Genomic DNA, 20502 nt, shown 5'->3' on the forward strand with positions numbered 1-20502 from the left:
GCCGGCGGTGCGAGTGCGCTCGAAGGTCGCGACCAGCGACAGACCGGTCAGCGGTACCCGTCCTTCGCGACTCAACGGATGATCACGAACCGGCCGACCTGGTGGCCCGAGGGACCGTCCACCGTGAACAGGTAGATTCCGGAGGCGACGTCCTGTCCGTTTCGGCTGATCAGGTTCCATGCGACCTGGCCGTCGCCCTGAGTGCCGTCGTGATCCATCGAGGCGACCAGATCCCCCGCGACCGTGTAGACACGAATCGTGCAACGTTCGCGCGGCAGGCCCATGAAATCGAGGTGCCGGGTGAACGGGTCGCCGGGCACGGGTGTCCGATCCCAATCGGCATGTCCCCGATAAGGGTTCGGAACGACCCATGCGCGCGGCGGCCCCGGGCGGGCCAGCGCATGAGGAACGAGGCGCCGGGTGTAGTCCGGGACGAACGGGCTCTCGCGCTCGGCGAGCAGGGAGGGCAGCGAGTCGGCGGGCGCGTGCGCGCGCGCGAAGGAGGTGACGACGTAGTTGTAGTCGGCCCCGTTGTGCAGATTTCGATCCACCACGCGATAGCGGCCGATCGGGTGCCTGGGAACGCCACCCGTTTCCCCGTCCGGCGCCAGTGACGAGTCCGTGATCGCGGCGAGCGGCAGCCCGCCGCTGCCCGACGTGTCGGCCTTGTAGATGGCGATGCACTGCCACTGATCGCTCGGTGGCAACTGGCTCACGCGTCTCCAGTCGTCGAGCCGGTAGAGCTTGTAGCCGCTGAAGGAGTAGGTGGAATCCCCGGTCATTCCCGCCCGGAGGGCGCTCTCCGGCGAGTCGTCCCATTCGATCGTGACCTGCGAATCGCCGGCCGCCATTCGGGACCGTGGCGGGGAAGGAGTCGGTCCCGCGATCGTCCAGCGACGGACGGTGTCCGTCCCGTCGAAACCGGTGCAGAGATCGCAGTCGAAGTCGGTCCACACGCAGGTTCCCGCGGCGTAGGTCACCGCGACGACGCTGTCGGGGCCCAGCCATCCGGGGCCGTGCTCGATGAGCGGGTCCGTGTAGAACTTCTCCGGGCAGTTCGGGTCGTAGGTGAAGGTGATGCCCGGCGGCGGTTCATAGCACATCTCGTGTCCGGTGATCCCCGTCTCACCGAGATACCAGGCGCGCCCGGCCGCGTCGGGCTTCAGGTTGTAGCGGCTTCCACGTGACAGCAGCCGGGCCGTCGCGGCCTCTCGCGGAATGCTGTCTGGAACCGACGCCCCGACGAGCGCGACGCTGAACTCGACACTTGCGCCCGGGGCGAGATAGGGGAACGGACCGCACGAAACCAGCACGGCATAGTCGTGCACTCCGTCTTCGCGAATGACCGGCCAGCTTCCCTCGAGGGCCTCGATGCGGCCCTCGTCCAACGCGGGGGGCCCGCCCTGGCCGGGCGGCATGTCCTGGGCGAACACGTAGGTGCGGAAGGTCGTGTCCTTCGCCGGAGCCCGGGCGTGCGACCGGGCTTCCCGCACACCCGGCAGCGCCTCGTTCCTGAGAAGGGCGAGTGGATCGGTGGTGTGCGTGAGAGGCACGACGGCGCCGCATGGAAGCCCGGAATCCGGGTTGTCATCAGCGACGACGACCGCCTCTCCCGACAGTCGGGTCAGGCAGGTCTTCCAGTTGTCGCCACCCGCCCTCGCGTTTGCGACTCCCTCGGGGACCAACAGCTCGTAGGGCAGGCGCATGACCCGGTCATCCAGATGTCCGCCCCGACTCGCCGCCTCGCGCGAATCGAGATCCACATAGAGCCCGAGGCGTAGATCGGTCAGCATCCGGTCCCCGGTGTTCGTAATCACAAACCGGAGGCCGGCGATGTCCTCGGCGTCTGCCTGGGTCCAGGCGAACGCCTCCTGGTGCACCGAGAGTCCCAGGGGGACATGCTGCTCGCCCGACGAGCTGTACAGGACGGCTTCGGGCTGGTCGTCCGTGTATTCCGCCGTCAGGAGTTGCTGCGAAGGCAGATCGAAGTCCTCGTCCACGAGGCCATCGCCGTCATCGTCGCGGCCGTTGAGAATCTCCTCGTCCACGCGGCCATCGCCGTCGTCGTCGTAGTTCCACCGCGTCCCGGGTTCGCCCGCCATCGCGCCCCTGACTCGATCGGTCGGATCCAGCGTCGGGCGCCACTCGTACATCGGGCCGCCTGAAACACGGCGGACGCCGTCCGGCTTCGTCGCCGCGACCCACAACTCCGCGCGGCCCAGCAGTTCGTGACCGGATCCGCGCGGAAACTCGAAGGAGGGATCGAACGAGCGGCCGACGCCGAACCACGGGTTGCCGATGACGCCGATATTGCTCACGCGCATGGCGAAGCGCCCGGCAAGGAGGAGCGGGCCGTGGTTCTCGATATCCATGACCGCCGGAGCCGGACGAGCCATCAGCAGCAGAACCGCCAGAAGGAGTCCCTGGCGCGCCGCACGGGCCTGCGACCTCGTCCGGGCCTGGCTCATCTGGGGATGGGCCTCCGCGTCAGGCCCCACATGCGCTGCAGGACGAAGTCCGTGACCTGAATGGCCTGATCGCGACGGAAGTACCACAGGGGAAAGCCCGAGAAGATCACCTGGGAGTTTTCACTGCCGTGGTAGACGGTCATGAGCGGGAAGCCCGTGCCCGACTGCCCGCCGACCGTCTCGTAGAGCGTGTCCAATGCCGAGGCGAGGGAATCGGCGGGCAGCCCCGGGAGATGCTCCCGCACGATGTTGGGCTTGCTCAAGTACTCCGAGTAGAAGAGCGTCGCGTAGAACTGCTGTCCGGTTCGCTGCGGCGGGAGGGGATCGGTCGCGGGGGACTTCTGAAGCAGGGTCGGCGGCAGCTGGGAATAGTCGGGCGCCCCAGGCCAGCCACCCACGGCCCGGTTCGAACGCCGCGCCTGGAAGCTCCGGTAGGTGGTGAACTCGCTGCGCCAGTGCGTGTAGCTCGACATGAAGCGGCCGGGGACGAGCTCGCCGTTGTCGCTCCGGAAGACGTTCTGGGCGTCGCCGATCACGCTGTAGTCCCGGTTCGAGGCGTAGCCCGCTCCACCTCCCATGAGCCACAGGCGGCCGCCCGCCCGCATCCACGAGATGAGCGGATTCTGCACTCCCGGTTGCGAGACGAAGCGAAACAGCGGCATGGGCTCGTAGCTCGTGTTGAAGATGCCGTCGAAGCTCGTCGCGCTCTCCCCGTCCACGATCCAGAGGATGTTTCGATACCGTCCCAGCAGGGACAGGCCGAAGTCGTCGAGCCGGCTGAAGTGGGTGCCGACCGTGTCGAAGTCGTAACCCGCGAACAGTCCGGGGCTCGAGAGCGTCCCGGCGGGATAGCATCTCCACGGCACGCCTCCGGTCGCGTAGAGGAACGTGTCCAGCTCGGCGGCCGTCGGCCAGGCCAGGGAGGGCGGCTGCGCACATCCTCCTGCGCCGGCCCGGTCCACGCGGAGAAAGGTGTCGTCCACGATGAGCAGGCTGCGAGCGAATGTGGGCCGGACGACATTGACCAATGCGCCGACCAGCGACACCTGCCCCGCATCGTCCCGGACCTCGAGGTAGAACCGAAAGGTCGCGGAGGAGGATCCCGCGGGCGGCGCGAGTCCCAGGACGTCGAACGATCGGGACGTGGACCAGCGACTCCAGTGGTGAATATCCAGGTTCTCGTCGGTGCGCGGCGACTCGTCGTCAATCGAGGCGAGGTCCACGGCCCAGCGGGCATCGAGGACGAGGCTGCCGCTCGGTGAGACCGCGCTCCAGCCGATGCTCACGGGGGATCCTGAGGCGAAATCAACGTTGGGCCACGCGCTCGTGTCGAGAATGACGCCTCCACTCGCGAACTCGTAGCTGAGGAATTCGGTCCGCAACGTCACGCGCGGTCCGGAGGTCGCAGCGGCTTCAACGTCGAACTGCAGGAGGTTCTCGTCCAGGGAGAGTACCGGCGACCAGGCCCCGGCTCGATCGATCGCGACGAGCGCGAAGAGATAGGCCTGCCCCGGCGTGAGATCGCGAAGCACGAGCGAGGTGTCCGCTCCACCCAGCGAATCCCAACCCGCGAAACGCGGTGCAAACAGGGTTCGAAGCGTGTCCGGATTCTGCCGGATCGCGTTGAGCGACGGCGTCGAACTCTCGCTGAAGAGCCGCCACCGGTACTGCGCCGGGAGATGTGAGGTCACACCATCGGGGTCGGAGCCCTGCCACGTGACCCGGAAGGCGGGCGACACCTGCCGCAGCAACAGCGTCGAGGGGCGTGGGCTCGTGATGTGGACGCTGGGCGCGATGGTCGTCGCGTCGAAGGAAACGTGTGCGGGCACGGACCGCGCGCCCCGGTCGTCCATGGCGACGACCACGAATGTGTGGTAGCGGCGCCCGGTGGGAACAAGCCCCGCCGCCACGCTGTCGGCGGCGAAGGTGAACGTCTGGCGGTTCGCGGTGGTCTCGATCCAGGTCGTGTCGGAACCGGACTGGGCCGGCGGGTCAATCGCGTAGCGAAACGCGAGCACTCTTCCGTCCGCGTCCTGCCCGGACCAGCGGATCTCGCAGACATAGGTGGACGGATCGAGCTGATTGGAGGGGTATTGGGTGACGCTGACCGTCGGGAGCTGGTTGGGGAATGGAACGCCCAGGTAGCTGCCGCTTCCGCAGCCCACGGAGGCGCTCAGCGCGAGCGGCAGGAGCCACCCAACCGTCGCATTCGAACGTCCGCCAAGTCGAGGGCGGTGCCCACGAACCGTGGGGCAAGTACGTGGCGCCATGAACAGTCCCGTGATCATCCGAGAGGGTCCTCCACCCCGCCGCTGCGCGCCGAACGTGTCCGTGCGCGGCGGTCCCAACCCTCAGCCGTGGATGACCCTCGGTCAGGGGCCAGCGCGATCTGGCGGATCTTTCGACCTTAAGTCACGGCATCAAAGGATTGGCGGTTGCACCCACGCCTAGTCGTCACATCCGACGACCTGCGAACTCGGGGGGCACTTGGTCCCGGCGGCGGGTTGGTTGCTCAGCCCGGACCATCCGCCCGAACCGTGCACACGAACGGCCCAGTAGCAGGTGTGACAGTCGTCCAGGTCCGCGATCTGCACGCACACTTGCGTGTTCTCGGTGCAGAAGCCCGACGCACCGAAATAGTATCCGGACCATCCCGGTTCGTTCATCGAGCCATCCCAGTAGCGCACTTCATAAGACGTGGCGCCAGTTGGGGCGGAGAAGACGGCGGCGGCGGTCCACCGCCCAGTGGTGATGGCAAGAGTGGTCACCGCGCCGGGTGGATCGGCTGCGGCCACGGGGGGGGGGGGGGATAGGAGAACCAGACACGCGGCGCACGTGAGGGCGAACGATTTCATTTCCGGCTCCTCAGCCTGGAGACTCGGTGGTGGCTCCGCCGGCTGTCGGCGTAGTCGTGGCCGAACTCGCGTCGGGGGCGCGCGTGGAAACCGTAGTCAACCGGCTGAGGAGGGGCAAGATGATTCCTTCCTGAAGTCCTGGCTCCAGAAGATGGTTTTCAATGTCTCCTGGGGACGTGGAGGGGATTCGGAGCGCATCCGAGCGTGAGGCCGTCAGCGTGCGCTGGCGGGCGACGCCGAGGCTTCGGCTGGAGTCTCCCTCCCCCGGGGTCTAGCCCGACCTATTCATGAGCCCATGGCCTGCAAGTGACGGATGCCCGCGAATCGCTGCGTCGCAGGGCTGGCCAGCTTCCTCGACGTGTCACCGACACGACTGCGCCGCTGGCCAGCCCTGCTCCTTGCGCTTCACGGGCATCCGTCACTTTCGGCTCACGGTTCATGAATAGGTCGGGCTAGCATCCCGCCGCGCACCGGGGGCAGGGCGCGGAGTCGCCGCGCTTGCCCGGCGCGGGTCGCGGTCCGCGGGGCCATGCGTTCCTCGCGGGCACGGGGGGAGGTCGAGGATGCGAGAAGCTCGCGGGTCTGGATTCCGTCACCGGATCGCTCCGGGACTCTGGACCGCCCTGCTTGCCGGGGCGGCGTTCGTTACTCCGGCGACGGCCGCCTGGAGCGGCACAGCGTCGCCTGATGCGACCGCGGGCGGCAAGGCTGCGCCTGTGGCGGTGAAGGGCGGGGCGACGGCCGCCACGGGCGGCGCGACGACTCCTGAAGCGCTCTGGCAGCGGCTCGGTCTGCCGCGCTACCAGCAGCCGGCCGCGTACAGCGAGGACCTCGTCGTCAGCGCCGAGGGCAAGACCTACACGATGAAGCGCGCGGTCGAGGGTCCGCGGGTTCGGACCGACATGACCATGGACGGCCAGAACATGATCATGATCGAAACGGGCGACGAACGCGGGACGTTCTACACGCTCGTGCCCGATCGAAAGCAGGCCGTCAAGCAGTCGCGCGCCTCGATGGACGAAATGATGGGCGGCAGGATGAGCACGATGGAGGCGAAGTCGGCCGGAGAGTCCGGCGAGGCGCCGGCTCCGGAGATGAAAGCCGAAGACCTGGGAGACGACACGGTCCAGGGCATCGCGGCGCGCAAGCTGCGCCTGATCTCCAGTGATGGCGACGTGCTGGCCTGGTTCGACAAGGCCTCGGGCCGGCCCCTGCGCATGCAGGGCGGCGTGGACGGCAAGGTCTCGACGATCGAATGGCGGAACTACGCCGAGGGACCGCAGAGCGCGAAGCTGTTCGAGGTTCCCAAGGGCTACAAACTGGAAGACATGGACGAGATGGCCGCGCAGATGCGGAAGATGAAGGGCATGGGCGGCATGGCACGGGGCATGATGTCCGGAATGGCGCAGGGCATGGGGCAGAGCATGGGCTCGCAACTCGGCTCGGCCTTTGGCGGAGCGCTCGGCGGACCGCTCGGCGCCGCGGCCGGTCAGTACATCGGCGGGCGCCTGGGCAGCGCGATCGGGAAGAAGGCCGGCGACGTCGTGACGCCTTGAGAGTCTCGCGGGTGCGGCCTCGCGCGCGCGCCGGCGCCGGGGGTGGCGAACCTTCGAAAGTAAACTTCGGGCCCCGCGCAGCGCGGGGCCCGAAGCGTTCAGCGGCAACGCGCCGATGCGCCCGCGCGCGAGCCGCTCACTCGTTGCCCTGCGACTTGAAGGCCCACGCGGCCACCACGCCGCCGAGGAGCGGGCCGACGAGGTAGATCCAGGCGAGATGGAACGGGCCGCGGGCGAGCGTCGCGTCCACGAGGATCGGCCCGAGCGCGACGGCCGGGTTGAAGGCGCCGCCCGAGATGCCGCCGCCGGCGACCGCGCCGAACGTGACCGTGAAGCCGATGGCCAGCCCGTAGTACGAGTTCCCCTGTGTCTTCGCCGAGGTCGCGGTCTGCAGCACGACCAGGCACAGCGCGAACGTGAACAGGAACTCGACGAGCAGCGACTCGCTGATCGTCGCCGAGGGCGAAGGGAAGAAGTGCATGGTCTGGTTCATGACGACGCGCGAGACGAGCGCGGCGAGCACCGCCCCGACCATCTGGAAGAACCAGTAGGGCAGGAGCTGCTTCATCGGCAGCTTGCCGCGCAGGGCGACGGCCAGCGAGACGGCGGGGTTGTAGTGGCCGCCCGAGATGTGGCCGCCCATGTAGACCATGACCATGAGCGAGGCGCCGATCGCGAGCGGCGCCAGCGGTTGATTGCCGAGAACGCTCAGGCAGACCGTGAGGACGAGAAAGAAGGTGCCGATCGTCTCGGTCAGGTATTCGCGCATCTGTTCCTCCCCTTGCGGGCGGGCCCGGAATCACCCGGCTCCACGTGTGCGGCACGGCGGGTGTCCGGCGCGAGGGCAAGAGAGGACGAGCGGAAGGGCGGCGGACTCCCGGACGACCGCGACATCGGACCATCGGCGACGGGCGGAAGTCAACGGAAATGGCCGCCCGCGCGGGCGGGGACATCCCGGTGCCCGAAGCGGCGGTTGAGCCGCACGGCGGGCGGACCGCCACGGCGGTGATCAGGTCTGGCGTTTCGCCCCGCACAGCTCGATCAGCACGCCGCCAAAGCTCTTCGGGTGCAGGAACGCGACGCTCGAGCCGTGCGCGCCGGGTCGAGGCGCTTCGTCCACGAGCCGCGCGCCGGAGGCCTTCGCGGCGGCGAGCCGCGCGGCCAGGTCGGCGACCTCGAGGCTCACGTGGTGCAGACCGGGCCCGCGCTCGCGCAGGAACCTCGCGACCGTGTGCGAGTCGTCGAGCGGCTGGAGCAGCTCGAACGTGACCGGCCCAAGGTGCACGAACAGCACGCGCAGGGTTCCGCCGTCGAGCACCTCCTCGGCGCCGCGGGTGCCGCCGAGCGCGGCGACCAGGGTCGAAGCGAGCGCCTCGGCGTCGGCCGTCGCGATCGCGATGTGCGAGAGCGCCTGAACCGCGGCGCGATCGGGCCCGGTGGCGCCGCCCGCCGCGGCGCCTTCCGGGCTCCTGGGGATCCCGTGGCCGCTCATATCCGCTCTCCCGGGTGATGCACGCCGAACACGTCGCGCATCGCGTCGCAGACCTCGCCGAGCGTCGCGCGCGCGACGAGCGCCGCGAGGATCGGCGGGACGAGATTGCCGGTGCCGCGTGCCGTCTCGGTCACGCGCGCGAGTGCGGCGCCGCTGGCCGCGCGGTCGCGCGCGGCGCGCCACTGGCCGAGGAAGGCCGCGCGTTCGGACTCGACGCGGGGGTCCTGCGAGAACGGCGGCGCCGGCACCGGCGCCCCGTCGGCGTAGCGGTTGACGCCGACCACCACGCGCGCACCGCTTTCGACGTCGCGCTGCCACTGGTAGGCTGCGAGGTGGATCTGCTCCTGCGCCCAGCCCGAGGCGATGGCCTCGAGCATGCCGCCGAGGGCGTCCACGCGCTCCAGCAGGACGCGCGCGCGCGCCTCGAGATCGGCGGTCAGCGCCTCGACGAAGTACGAACCGGCGAGCGGGTCCACGGCGTCGGTCGCGCCGCTCTCGTGCGCGATCACCTGCTGGGTGCGCAGCGCGAGCAGCGCCGACTCCCGCGAGGGCAGCCCGAGCGCCTCGTCGAAACTGTTGGTGTGCAGCGACTGCGTGCCGCCGAGCACCGCGGCGAGGGCCTGCAGCGTCACGCGCACGACGTTGTTGTCGGGCTGCTGCGCGGTCAGCATCGAGCCGGCGGTCTGCGTGTGGAAGCGCAGCTTCGCGGCCTCCGGGTCGGTCAGGCCGAAGCGTTCGGCGAGCAGCCCGGCCCACATCCTGCGCGCGGCGCGGAACTTCGCGACCTCCTCGAACAGGTGGTTGTGGGCGTTGAAGAAGAACGACATGCGCTTCGCGATGCGCGCGAGGTCGAGGCCGCGGGTCCGCGCGGCCTCCAGATAGGCGAGCCCGTCGGCGAGCGTGAACGCCAGCTCCTGCACGGCCGTCGCGCCGGCCTCGCGCATGTGGTAGCCGCTCACCGAAATCGAGTTCCACTGCGGCGTCTCGCGGGCGGTGAACTCGAACACGTCGGTGATGAGCCGCAGCGACGCCGCGGGCGGATAGATGTACGTGCCGCGGGCGATGTACTCCTTGAGCACGTCGTTCTGCACGGTCCCGCCGAGCTTCGCGCGCGGCGTGCCGCGCGCGTCGGCGACCGCGACGTAGAACGCCAGCAGCAGCGGGGCGGTGGCGTTGATCGTCATGGACGTGGTCACGCGATCGAGCGGGAGGCCGTCGAGCAGCGCCTCCATGTCGGCGAGACACGAGATCGCGACGCCGACCTTGCCGACCTCGCCGCGCGCGAGCGCGTGGTCGCTGTCGTAGCCCATCTGCGTGGGCAGGTCGAAGGCCACCGACAGTCCGGTCTGGCCCTGCGCGAGCAGGAAACGGAAGCGCTCGTTGGTCTGGGCGGCGCTGCCGAAGCCGGCGTACTGGCGCATCGTCCACAGGCGCGAGCGATACATGCCCGGATGGATGCCGCGCGTGTAGGGCGGCTCGCCGGGCGGCGGCGTGCGCGCGTCGAGGTCGGCGGGCAGGTCGGCGGGGTGGTAGACCGGCTTCACGCCGATGCCGCTCGGGGTCGCCCGCGGCGCGACGTCGGGCTGCGGGCCCGCCGCGCGCTTCCGCGCCGGGCGCCGGGCGGGCTTGCGGCCCGCGCGAGAAGACCCGCGCCGCGCCGCGCGCTTCACGCCGCGCTCCCGGGCTTGATGCGCACGAGCACCTGGCCCGCGCCGACGGCCGCCTTCTCGGCGACCAGCACCTCGGAGACGACGCCGTCCGCGTGAGCGGTCAGCTCGTTCTGCATCTTCATCGCCTCGAGCACGACCACGGCCTGGCCGGCGTGAACCGGATCGCCGGGCCGGACGCGAATCGCGACCACCGCGCCGGGCATCGGCGCGGTGACGGTCTCGCCCGCGGTCTTCGCTCGCGCGGCGCCCTGCTGACTGAGCATCTTCTCGAGCGGATGCCGCGCCTCGACCGGCACCGTCTGGTTCTGCCAGGTGACGCGCAGGCCGCCCTCCTCCCCGACGACGCACACCTCGTACGAGCGGCCGTCCACCAGCAGCGACCAGACGCGGCCGTCGGGCAGGCGCACGAAATCCGCGTCGAGCTTGCGGCCCTCGACCTCGAGCACCAGGCGTTCGCCGAGCGTCGTGAACTCGACCTCGGCGTCGTGGCCGTCGAGCGTGACCCAGACCTTCATCGTCCGCCCCGCTCGCGGCCGCGCCACTTCCAGACCGACGAATCGCCCGAGCGGTTGCCCTCGCGGCGCACCACCGCGACGCGCTGGCGCTCCTCGTGCGCGTGCAGGGCCGCGGCGAGCAAGGCCACCTCGTTCATCTCCGGCCCCGCGTGCAGCACCGCGGGCGTGAAGTGCTCCTCGAGGAAGCGGGTTGACAGGCGCCCGGCCGCGAACTCGGGGTGGGCGCACAGCCACTTGTGGAACCCGACGTTGTGGCGCGGGCCGTCGAGCACGATCTCGCCGAGCGCGCGCAGCATGCGGCGCCGCGCCTCGTCGCGGTCGCGTCCCCAGGTGACGAGCTTGGCGAGCAGCGAATCGTAGAAGAGCGGAATGTCGTAGCCGCGATAAACGCCGCCGTCGGTGCGCACGCCGGGGCCCTGCGGAAAGCGCACGCGCTCGATGCGGCCCACGCTCGGCATGAAGTTGCGAGCCGGATCCTCGGCGATGATGCGCGTCTCCATGGACCAGCCGCGCGGCGCGGGCGGTTCGTCTCCGAAGGAAAGCGGCAGGCCCTCGGCCACGCGGATCTGCTCGGCGACGAGGTCGAGGCCCGTGACCATCTCGGTGACGGGATGCTCGACCTGCAGGCGCGTGTTGACTTCGAGGAAGTAGAAGCGCCCCTGCTCGTCGAGGATGAACTCGACCGTGCCCGCCGACAGGTAGCCGACTTCCCTAGCGACCCGGCACGCGGCGGCGCCGAACTCGGCGCGCGTCTTCGCGTCGAACGCCGGGCTCGGCGTCTCCTCCAGCAGCTTCTGGTGACGGCGCTGGACCGAACACTCGCGCTCGCCGAGGAACACGACCCGACCGCCGGAGTCGGCGAGGATCTGCGCCTCGACGTGCCGCGGGCGCTCGATGAAGCGCTCGACGAACACGCGGTCGTCGCCGAAGGCGGCCTTCGCCTCTCCGCGCGTCAGCTCCCAGGCGGCGTCCAGTTCGGCGTCGCCGCGCACGACGCGCATGCCCTTGCCGCCGCCGCCGGCGGCGGCCTTGAGCATGAGCGGGTAGCCGATGCTCTTCGCGAAGGACTTCACCTCGGCCAGCGAGCCGACCGGTCCCGGCGAGCCTGGAATCACCGGCACGCCCGCGCGCACCGCTGCCTCGCGGGCCATGAGCTTGTCGCCGAGGGCGGCGATCGTCTTCGGGCTCGGCCCGAGGAAGGCGATGCCGGCGTCGGCGCAGGCCTGGGCGAACCCCGCGTTTTCGGCGAAGAACCCGTAGCCGGGATGGATCGCGTCGGCCTTCACGCGCTTCGCCGTCTCGAGCACGCGCTCCAGGTTCAGGTAGCTCTCGCGCGAGGGGCCGGGCCCGACGGGGTAGGCCTCGTCGGCCATCAGCACGTGCAGCGCGGTGCGGTCGGGGTCGCTGAAGATCGCCAGCGAGCGGCGTTCCAGCTCGCGCAGCGTGCGAATGACGCGCACCGCGATCTCGCCGCGGTTGGCGATCAGCACGCGCTGGAGGCGCTTCGCCATCGCCTCAGCCCTCCAGCACCACGCAGGCGACCGCGAAGCCGCCGTCGTGCGAGAGCGTGAGGTGCGAGGCCGTCGCGCCCAGGGCGGTGAAGCGCTCGAGCGCGACACCCGAGAAGCGCAGCGTCGGCACCCGGCCGCCCGGCTGCACGACCTCGATCTGCGTCCAGCCGACGCCGCCCGCCATGCCCGTCCCGAGCGCCTTCGACGCCGCCTCCTTGGCCGCGAAGCGCGCCGCCAGGTGCGGCGCGGGGTCGGCGAAGTGCTTGCAGTACGCCTGCTCGCCGGGCGTGAACAGGCGCTTTTCCATCCGCTCGCCGAAGCGGCGGAGCGAGTCGGCGATGCGTTCCACCCTGCAGATGTCCACGCCGATGCCTCGCACGGCCACGGGCCGCCTCCGGGTTGGTCCGAAATCAGATGCTCTCGGAGCCGTCGGACTCTACGCGGGCCGCCGCGCGGGGGTCAAAGCCCTCGCGGGTGCCGCAGGAGACGGACTACAGTCGGGTGTTCACCGGCCCGCACGCACGCGGCGGGGAACTCCGGCGGGAGTGGTTCGTCCATCCCCTCGAAAGGCGGGCACGCGCTCTGGCCGACATGGACGAACAGGATCTGATCGCGCGTTTGCGGGCCCGCGACCTCGAGGCGCTGGGGGAGGTCTTCCGGCGCTACGGAGACTCCATGACCACCCTCGCGGCCAGCATGCTGCGCAACCGCGCCGAAGCGGACGACGTCGTCGAGGACGCGCTGCTGCGCATCCACGCCGGCGCGGCCGCGTTCCGCGGCGAGCGGGGCCTGCGCACCTGGGTGCTGCGAATTACCGCCAACCTGTGCCGCGACCGGCTGCGCCGCCGCAAGTTCGTCGCGGGCACCGTTGAGGATCTGGAGCCCGCCGGGCTCGGCTTCGACCCGGTCGAAGACTGGGATGGAGCGATGGATCAGCGCGTGCTGGCCCGCGAGCTCGAGCGCGCGATCGCCGCGCTGCCGGCCGACCAGCGCGAAGCCGTGGTGATGCGCCACCGCCTCGGACTTTCGCATTCCGAGATGGCCGAGGCGCTGGGAGTGCCCGAGGGCACGGTGAAGTCGCGGCTCTCGCGCGCGCTCGCCGTGCTCCGCCAGTCGCTGGAGGGTTTTCCCCGATGACGAACGACGAACGACCCGACGAGGCCCGGCGCGAAGCGCGGCTCGCGAAGCTGATCGGCGCGACGCGCGCCAATTCCGACCCCGCGGTGCTCGCGCGCGCCTTCGCCCGTATCCGCGCGAGCGAGCGCACACCCGGCATCGCCCTGTGGCTGGCGCGGCCGGTGGTGCTCGCGGGCGCGGGGGCGCTGTTCGTGGCGTGCCTGACGGGTACGTTCGTGATCTCACGCAGCGCGAGCGCCACCGCCGGAACGACCGAGACGAACCTGATCTCGACGCTGGTGGGCGAGGAGGATCTGGGCCTGCCGGTCGCGGCGGGCGACGTCCCCGCAGGCGGTGCGGCGAACAGCGGCGCACGCGGCGACAGCGGCGGGGTGTCCCGGTGAACCGGCCGGCCATCATCCTCGCGCTCGTCGCGACGTTCCTGATCGGCGGCTCGCTCGGGCTGGTTTCGGGCCTCCTGATGTCGTGGCGCTTCCACCGCGCACCGGCATGGCTCGAGGCAGGTCGCGCGCCCGGCATGCGCGGCCGCGGCGATTTCGGTGTGCCCGGCGGCGAACGCGGGCGGCGGGTGATACGCCGCACGCTGGTGATGCCGCGACTGCGCGAGGCGCTGGAGTTGACGGACGCGCAGGTCGCGCGGATCGAACCGCTGGTCGAGGAGGCGCACCGCTCGATGGGCGCGGCGCGCGACAGCCTGCGCGCACGCATCGAACGCATCCTGACGCCCGAACAGCGCGATCGCTGGCGCCGGCTCGAGGCACGGCGGCGAAGTCACGAAGACTCACGAGGCTCGCGCGACCGCGAGATCCACACGCCACCACGCTCCGAAGGAGGCCAACCATGAAAGATCAGGTGACCGCTTCGCTGCGCCTCGCGGCCGGGCTCGCGCTCGCGCTGGGCGCGTGCCTCACCGCCGCCGCGAACCCGGCGGCCGCGCAAGCCCGGGAGAAGATCGTACGCGTCGAGCGCAGGGACGGGGACGCGCCGGCCGAGGTGCGACGCGAGAGCCGCGACGACCTGGGTCTGCTCGCCTCGGACCCGGGCGGGGCCCCGCGGCGCGTCGTGATCCGCGAACGCACGGATCGTCGCGGCATGGGCCGTGGAATGCGCATGCATCGAGGTGGAATCGGCGCCTTCGCGACGCTCGATTTGACCGAGGCGCAGCGCACGAAGCTGGCCGACCTCCGCGACCGCCAGCAGCGCAGGGCGATCCAGGCGCGCGCCGACCTGCAGATCGCGCGGCTCGACCTGAGGAAGCTCCTGCGCGCCGGGACGCCCAGCGGCCCCGCCATCAACTCACAGATCGACCGGATCTCGCGGATGCGCGCCGATCTGCAGAAGAGCCGCGTCGCGACGATGCTCGAAGCGAGGTCCGTGCTCACTCCCGGGCAACGGCAGCAACTGCGCGAACGCGGTGCGGGCGGCATGCGGGATGAGCGCTTGAGGTCGCAGGGCGAGCCGGGCGGAGGCGCACCGCGGTCGGACTGACCCGGCGGGCGTGGTCCGCGCGCGGCCGGACGGCGTGGAACGGCGCAGGGGCGAGGCGCCCCTGCGCCGATCGCGTCTGCTCGCGGCTCGTGTCCGGCCGGCGACGCGCATCCCGCACGGCGGGGCCGCGCGATTCGCGCTGGGGCCTTGCGCGCGGGCGCGCGGCGCTGCGCGCGTTGGCCCCGAGGCGGATTTCACGAAAGCACGATCCCGGATTGCACTGCGCCATTTCACCGCGTGCGTTCCGCGGCTTCGCAGTCCGCACGGCCGCTCCGGGCGTATTCGCTCAATCGGCGCGGTGGCGCGCTTCTTTCAGTGAGCTCGCGGTGCGATCGCGCGCGTGCGCGGTCCACCGGCGGCGGACCCTGCGTGGGGCAGGGCCCGTTCGCCCGGTGCCGGAGGCTGCGAGATGTCGATGCTCCGTTCGTCCCTGCAAGGTGCGCTGGTCCTGGCCGCGAGCGTCGCGCTCGCGAACGCCGCCGATGCGCAATGCGAGATCACGGGACGCACCGTGATCTGTCCCGACTCCAGCGTCACGCTGTGCGCGCCGGCCGGCGCCGGCTACATGTGGGTGGACGCGGAGGGCAACGTGCTCTCGCGCAACCAGTGCATCGTGGCGGTGATGCCCGACGTCTACCGCGTCTACACCTACGACCCCGCTCGCGACGACTGGTGGGGGCCCTGCTCGTTCCAGGTGAGAGCAGCGCCACCCGAGTCGTGCATGGTCGCGCCGCCGCCGCCGCCGCCGCCGCCCCCGCCTCCCCCGCCTCCCCCGCCGCCTCCTCCGTCGCGTGACACCCTGGCCTGCCCGATGCCGGCGAGTTGGTGGACGCGCCAGTGCCGGCCCGGGGGCGCGAAGGGAGTCGAGCTGAGCTCCGAGGACCTTGCCGCGGTCGGAGAGTGCGTGGACGAGCGTTCCGCGAACTTCGGCTTCGCGGATCGCGCCGCCGGCTTCTGCGGCGTGCTCAACCGCGGCCAGAAGATGGACCTGCGCCAGCGCACGCAGCGTCAATACGCGGCGGTGCTCGCCAACCTGTGCGCGCGCGCGTCGGCTTCGTCGCGGCGCAGCGGCGCCGCCTTCGGGCTCGGCGCGGAGGCGGTCTTCCGCGCCTGCTCGCGCTCGACGACCGTCGGCGACTGGGCGCTCGCGACCGAAACGGAACTGGCCCACCTGAGCGGCGCCTCGCTCAAGGACAAGGCCGTGCGCGCGGCCTACCGCCGCATCTTCGGCGAAGCGTGGGCGATCGGCCATGGCGTCGGCCTGGCGCGCGCGTGCCCGCTGCCGCCGGAAACCGTGGAAGCCGAGGACCTCTCGGTGCTGGCCGCGCTCGGGCCCGACGCGGAGGATTTCGACGCCGCGCTCACGCCCGTGGCGATGCCGAATCCGTTCCACGGCTCGACCCGGCTCGCGTTCACCATCGCCGACGCCGCCGGCGCCGACGTGGAGATGGGCGTGTTCGACGTCGCCGGCCGCCGCGTGGCGTCGCTGGCCCGCGGCCGGCTCGGCGCCGGCGCGCACGTCGTCCAGTGGGACGGCCGCGGCCTCGACGGCGCGCGCGCCCGCGCCGGCATTTACTTCGTGCGCGGCCGCATCGGCCAGGCGGAAATCTCGACGAGCGTGATGAAGGTCGAATAGTCCGGGGGGGACAGCCCCCTTCGTCCGGGGGGACCACAGGCGGGCCCGCGGCGCCGGTTGCGCCGCGGGTCCGTGTCGCTTGACCCCGCGCTCGGCCGCCGCCTACTGTCCGGGCCACGAACGTGCGCTGCACACGGCCCTGCGCCCGCGGGCGCGGCCGCTCAACCCCCTGGCATGACCTTCTCCTTCCAGCTCGAACATCGCGACGGCGGAACCGCGGCGCGCGCGGGTCGGATCACGACCGCGCACGGCGAGGTGCTGACCCCGGCCTTCATGCCGGTGGGCACCGTGGGCTCCGTCAAGACGCTCACGCCCGACGACTTGAAGGGCGCGGGCTGCGACGTGCTGCTCGGCAACACCTACCACCTTTATCTGCGCCCGGGCGTGGACACCGTGCGCACGCTCGGCGGGCTGCACCGCTTCATGGGCTGGCGCGGCGCGATCCTGACCGATTCGGGCGGCTTCCAGGTGATGAGCCTGAACGAACTGAACAAGGTGAGCGAGGAAGGCGTCGAGTTCCGCTCGCACCTCGACGGCTCGAGGCACCTGATCGGGCCCGAGACCGCGATGCGCATTCAGGACGGTCTGGGCGCCGACATCGCAATGAGCTTCGATCAGCTGATCGAGCTGCCGGCGCCGATCGAAAAGGTGCGCGAAGCGGTGGACCGCACGCTGCGCTGGGCCCGGCGCGGGCTCGACGAGCGCGCGAGGCTGCGCGGGGAGGGCCGCGGCGTCATGGCGCTGTTCGGCATCAACCAGGGCGGCACCGACGCGGCCGAGCGCGCGCGCTGCTTCGCGACGCTGCGCGGGCTGGAGTTCGACGGCTACGCGCTCGGCGGCCTGTGGGTGGGTGAGGGCCGCACGCTGGGGCTCGAGATGGTCGAGCGCGACTGCGCCGAGTTTCCGGCGGACCGGCCGCGCTACCTGATGGGCGTCGGTCACCCGGTGGACGTGGTCGAGGCGGTGGCGCGCGGCGTGGACATGATGGACTGCGTGCTGCCGACGCGGAACGCGCGCCGCGGAACGGTGTTCGTCTCGACCGGGCGGCTGGTGGTGCGCAACGCCGCCTACGCCCGCGACGAACGCCCGCTCGATCCCGAATGCGACTGCGACACCTGCCGGAAGTTCTCGCGCGCCTACCTGCGCCACCTGTTCGTCTCGGGCGAGCTGCTCGGGATGCGCCTGGCGTCGGTGCACGCGGTGCACCAGATGATCTCGCTCGTCCGCCGCGCGCGGACGGCGATCGCGGACGGTCGCTACGCGACGTTCCGCTCGGAGTTCCTCGACAAGTTCCGCAGCAACGAGACGCTCGTCCGGGCGGCCTCGTAAGCCCCTTCCTCCTCAAGGAGAGAACCGATGTTCCTCGTCACGGATGCATGGGCGCAGGCCCCGGGCGGTGCGGCGGCGGGCGGGCCGCTGGAGCAGTTCTTCAGCGGGCCGATGTCCACGATCGTCATGTTCGGACTGATGTTCGCCATCATGTACTTCATGCTGATCCGCCCGCAGAGCCAGGAGAAGAAGAAGCTCGAGAAGGCGATCGGCGAACTGCAGAAGGGCGACAAGGTGCTGACCACGAGCGGCATCGTCGCGACGGTCGTGTCCATAGACAAGAACCGCGCGGTGCTCAAGATCAACGACGACGTCAAGGTCGAGTTCGTGCGCAGCGCGATCGCCCAGGTCCTCAAGCAGCCCGAGGTGAAGTGAGGTGAGCGTCCGGCGCGTCGTCATCTACGGCGATCCGGTGCTGCGGCGGAAGGCCGGGGCGGTGACCTCGTTCGACGACACGCTGCGCGCGCTGGTGGCCGACCTGTTCGAGACCGCCCGCGCGTACAACGGCGTCGGCCTGGCCGCGAACCAGGTCGGCGTGCCGCAGCGCGTGTTCATCATTGACGTGCCGATCGGCGAGGGACTGCGCGACCGCTTCGCGGTCGTGAACCCGGTGATCGACCGGCGCGAAGGGAAGGAGTCGGGCGAGGAGGGCTGCCTGTCCATGCCGGGGTTGTACGAGGACGTGGTGCGCGCCGAACGCGTGCGCGTGCGCGGCTTCGACGAGCACGGCAAGCCCGTCGAGCGGGTCGTCGAGGGCTACCTGGCGCGCGCGGTGCAGCACGAGGCCGATCACCTCGACGGCGTGCTGTTCACGGACCGGCTCTCGCCGCTCAAGAAGCAGTTCCTGCGCCGCCAGCTCGACGAGCTGGCGCGCGGCGAGATCCCCGAGGGCTACCACCCCGGGGAGCGCTCCGAGGAGCGGCTCTGAAGCCACGCGTCGTGTTCATGGGCACGCCCGAGTTCTCGGTGCCGTCGCTGCACGCCGTGGCGGAACGCTGCGAGGTGACGCTGGTCGTCACCCGGCCGGATCGCCCGAGCGGGCGCGGCCGCGCCGTGCGCGAGTCGGCGGTCTCCGAGGCGGCGCGCGGCCGCGGGCTGCCAGTCGTGAAGCCGCAGGACATGAAGGCCGCCCAGGTGCGGGAACGGCTCGCCGCCGAGCGCGCGGACGTGTTCGCGGTCACGGCCTTCGGCGCGATCCTGACCCGCGAGGTGCTGGCGTTGCCGCGCGCGGGCTGCGTGAACCTGCATGGTTCGGTGCTGCCCGATCTGCGCGGCGCGGCGCCGGTCCAGCGCGCACTGTGGGAGGGCCGCGAGCGGACGGGTGTGTGCACGCTGTTCATGGACGACGGCATTGACACGGGCGACGTCGTGCTGGTGAAGGACGCCGCGATCCACGACGACGACGACGCCGGCACGCTCGCGGCGCGGCTCGCCGCGCTCGGCGCGCCGCTGCTCGCCGAGACCTGCGTGCTCGCGCACGAGGGCCGGGCGCCGCGCGCGCCGCAGGATCGCGCCGCCGGCTCGTACGCGCGGAAGCTGAGGAAGTCCGACGGCGCGGTGGACTGGACGCTGCCGGCCCGCGTCTCCTGGAACCGTGCAAGGGCGGTGACGCCCTGGCCGGGCGCGACCGCGGGATTCGCCGGCCGTCGCGTGATTATCGTGTCGTCGCGCCCCGAAGCGGGCGCGGGCGGTGTCCCGGGGGAAGTGAGGGCCGTGGACCGCGAGGGTGTGGTGGTCGCCTGCGCCGAAGGCGCGTTGAGGTTGGTGAAGGTCAAGCCCGAGGGCCGCGGCGAGCAGCCGGCGGCGGAGTGGGCGCGCGGCGCGCGCCTCGAAGAGGGCATGCGGATGCAATCCGGGAAGGAGTTCCTGTCGTGAGCGAATCGAGGAAGCCGAAGTCGGGACCGCGTGGCCCGCGGAAGTCGTCGGGGCCCGGTGCGGGCCCGCGCCCGTTCAAGCCGCGGAGCGAAGGCCGGCCCGCGCCGAAGAGCGGACCGGGCGGGCGCTCGTTCCGCTCGCGTGACGAAGGCGGTCCGCCGCGTGCACGCACCTTCCGGCCGCGCGAGGAAGGCGCGGGACCGCGGGTGTACAAGCCGCGTGGCGAAGGCGCAGGACCGCGGGCGTACAAGCCGCGTGGCGAAGGCGCGGGACCGCAGGCGTACAAGCCGCGTGGCGAAGGCGCGGGGCCGCGGGCGTACAAGCCGCGTGGCGAAGGCGCGGGGCCGCGGGCGTACAAGCCGCGTGGCGAGGGCGCGGGACCGCGGGCGTACAAGCCGCGTGGCGAAGGCGCAGGACCGCGGGCGTACAAGCCGCGCGGGGAGCGCGCCGGGGAGCGCTCGTTCCGTCCGCGCCGCGAAGGCGCACCGACGGGCCGGCCGCGCTTCGAGCGTTCGGCGCCGCGTGAGGATCGTGCGGGTCGTCCGCGCGCGTTCCGCCCGCGCGAGGAGGGCGCGGCTCCGCGAGGGCGCACGTTCCGTCCACGCGAGGAGGGCGCGGCTCCGCGCGGGCGCGCGTTCCGTCCGCGCGAGGAGGGCGCGGCTCCGCGAGGGCGCACGTTCCGTCCACGCGAGGAGGGCGCGGCTCCGCGAGGGCGCACGTTCCGCCCGCGCGAGGAAGGCGCTGCTCCGCGAGGGCGCGTGTTCCGTCCGCGCGAGGAGGGCGCGGCTCCGCGCGGGCGCACGTTCCGTCCACGCGAGGAGGGCGCAGCTCCGCGAGGGCGCGTGTTCCGTCCGCGCGAGGAGGGCGCGGCTCCGCGAGGGCGCACGTTCCGCCCGCGCGAGGAAGGCGCTGCTCCGCGCGGGCGCGCGTTCCGTCCACGCGAGGAGGGTGCGGCTCCGCGCGGGCGCAC

General features: G+C 71.5%; 18 protein-coding genes. 10 read left to right on the forward strand and 8 right to left on the reverse strand.

Going from position 1 to position 20502, the window contains the following annotated elements; all coding sequences use genetic code 11:
- Window positions 1–71 precede the first annotated feature (71 nt).
- Together IT347_10960 and IT347_10965 are read right to left on the reverse strand one after the other, a co-directional pair.
- On the reverse strand, window positions 72–2468 hold the full coding sequence (locus IT347_10960) for a hypothetical protein (protein MCC6350095.1): 2397 nt from the start codon (window positions 2466–2468) through the stop codon (window positions 72–74).
- Window positions 2465–4633: a hypothetical protein gene (locus IT347_10965; GenBank protein MCC6350096.1), complete on the reverse strand. Its 2169-nt coding sequence runs from the start codon at window positions 4631–4633 to the stop codon at window positions 2465–2467. Before IT347_10965 ends, IT347_10960 begins: the two co-directional genes overlap by 4 nt.
- Window positions 4634–5886: 1253 nt before the next feature.
- Between IT347_10965 and IT347_10970 the strand changes: the two genes are divergently transcribed.
- Entirely contained in the window at window positions 5887–6879 is a 993-nt protein-coding gene (locus IT347_10970; GenBank protein ID MCC6350097.1) for a hypothetical protein, read from the forward strand.
- 136 nt (window positions 6880–7015) lie between these two features.
- Here IT347_10970 and IT347_10975 read toward each other — a convergent pair whose 3' ends face one another.
- The 6 genes from IT347_10975 to acpS all read right to left on the reverse strand — a co-directional run bounded on the left by IT347_10975 (window position 7016) and on the right by acpS (window position 12446).
- Entirely contained in the window at window positions 7016–7648 is a 633-nt protein-coding gene (locus IT347_10975) for an aquaporin (GenBank protein MCC6350098.1), read from the reverse strand.
- A gap of 240 nt (window positions 7649–7888) precedes the next feature.
- Window positions 7889–8371 carry a methylmalonyl-CoA epimerase gene (gene mce / locus IT347_10980; protein ID MCC6350099.1) on the reverse strand — a complete coding sequence of 161 codons (483 nt, stop codon included), beginning with the start codon at window positions 8369–8371 and terminating at the stop codon, window positions 7889–7891.
- On the reverse strand, window positions 8368–10041 hold the full coding sequence (locus tag IT347_10985; GenBank protein MCC6350100.1) for a methylmalonyl-CoA mutase: 1674 nt from the start codon (window positions 10039–10041) through the stop codon (window positions 8368–8370). Before IT347_10985 ends, mce begins: the two co-directional genes overlap by 4 nt.
- Entirely contained in the window at window positions 10038–10556 is a 519-nt protein-coding gene (locus tag IT347_10990; protein MCC6350101.1) for a biotin/lipoyl-binding protein, read from the reverse strand. The genes IT347_10985 and IT347_10990 overlap by 4 nt, the downstream gene beginning before the upstream one ends.
- A complete protein-coding gene (locus tag IT347_10995) occupies window positions 10553–12067 on the reverse strand; it encodes an acetyl-CoA carboxylase biotin carboxylase subunit (GenBank protein ID MCC6350102.1) in 1515 nt (504 codons plus the stop codon). The genes IT347_10990 and IT347_10995 overlap by 4 nt, the downstream gene beginning before the upstream one ends.
- Before the next feature lie 4 nt (window positions 12068–12071).
- Window positions 12072–12446: a holo-ACP synthase gene (gene acpS / locus IT347_11000; GenBank protein MCC6350103.1), complete on the reverse strand. Its 375-nt coding sequence runs from the start codon at window positions 12444–12446 to the stop codon at window positions 12072–12074.
- Between the two features lie 212 nt (window positions 12447–12658).
- On the opposite strand from acpS, the gene IT347_11005 reads away from it, so the two are divergent.
- The 9 genes from IT347_11005 (at window position 12659) to IT347_11045 (ending at window position 19532) form a co-directional block, all read left to right on the forward strand.
- Window positions 12659–13204, forward strand: coding sequence for a sigma-70 family RNA polymerase sigma factor (locus IT347_11005; protein MCC6350104.1), 546 nt, complete (start codon window positions 12659–12661; stop codon window positions 13202–13204).
- Window positions 13201–13587: a hypothetical protein gene (locus tag IT347_11010; GenBank protein ID MCC6350105.1), complete on the forward strand. Its 387-nt coding sequence runs from the start codon at window positions 13201–13203 to the stop codon at window positions 13585–13587. The genes IT347_11005 and IT347_11010 overlap by 4 nt, the downstream gene beginning before the upstream one ends.
- Window positions 13584–14048, forward strand: a complete 465-nt coding sequence (locus tag IT347_11015) for a hypothetical protein (GenBank protein MCC6350106.1) — start codon at window positions 13584–13586, stop codon at window positions 14046–14048. Before IT347_11010 ends, IT347_11015 begins: the two co-directional genes overlap by 4 nt.
- A complete protein-coding gene (locus tag IT347_11020; protein MCC6350107.1) occupies window positions 14045–14692 on the forward strand; it encodes a Spy/CpxP family protein refolding chaperone in 648 nt (215 codons plus the stop codon). Before IT347_11015 ends, IT347_11020 begins: the two co-directional genes overlap by 4 nt.
- 409 nt (window positions 14693–15101) lie before the next feature.
- Window positions 15102–16328: a hypothetical protein gene (locus tag IT347_11025; GenBank protein ID MCC6350108.1), complete on the forward strand. Its 1227-nt coding sequence runs from the start codon at window positions 15102–15104 to the stop codon at window positions 16326–16328.
- 174 nt (window positions 16329–16502) lie between these two features.
- Entirely contained in the window at window positions 16503–17657 is a 1155-nt protein-coding gene (tgt, locus tag IT347_11030; GenBank protein ID MCC6350109.1) for a tRNA guanosine(34) transglycosylase Tgt, read from the forward strand.
- 27 nt (window positions 17658–17684) lie between these two features.
- Window positions 17685–18032, forward strand: coding sequence for a preprotein translocase subunit YajC (gene yajC, locus IT347_11035; GenBank protein MCC6350110.1), 348 nt, complete (start codon window positions 17685–17687; stop codon window positions 18030–18032).
- A gap of 1 nt (window position 18033) precedes the next feature.
- On the forward strand, window positions 18034–18585 hold the full coding sequence (def, locus tag IT347_11040; protein MCC6350111.1) for a peptide deformylase: 552 nt from the start codon (window positions 18034–18036) through the stop codon (window positions 18583–18585).
- 11 nt (window positions 18586–18596) lie between these two features.
- Window positions 18597–19532: a methionyl-tRNA formyltransferase gene (locus IT347_11045; protein MCC6350112.1), complete on the forward strand. Its 936-nt coding sequence runs from the start codon at window positions 18597–18599 to the stop codon at window positions 19530–19532.
- Window positions 19533–20502: the final 970 nt, after the last annotated feature.

Source organism: Candidatus Eisenbacteria bacterium (assembly GCA_020847735.1).
In the GTDB taxonomy this organism is placed as follows: domain Bacteria; phylum Eisenbacteria; class RBG-16-71-46; order RBG-16-71-46; family RBG-16-71-46; genus CAIXRL01.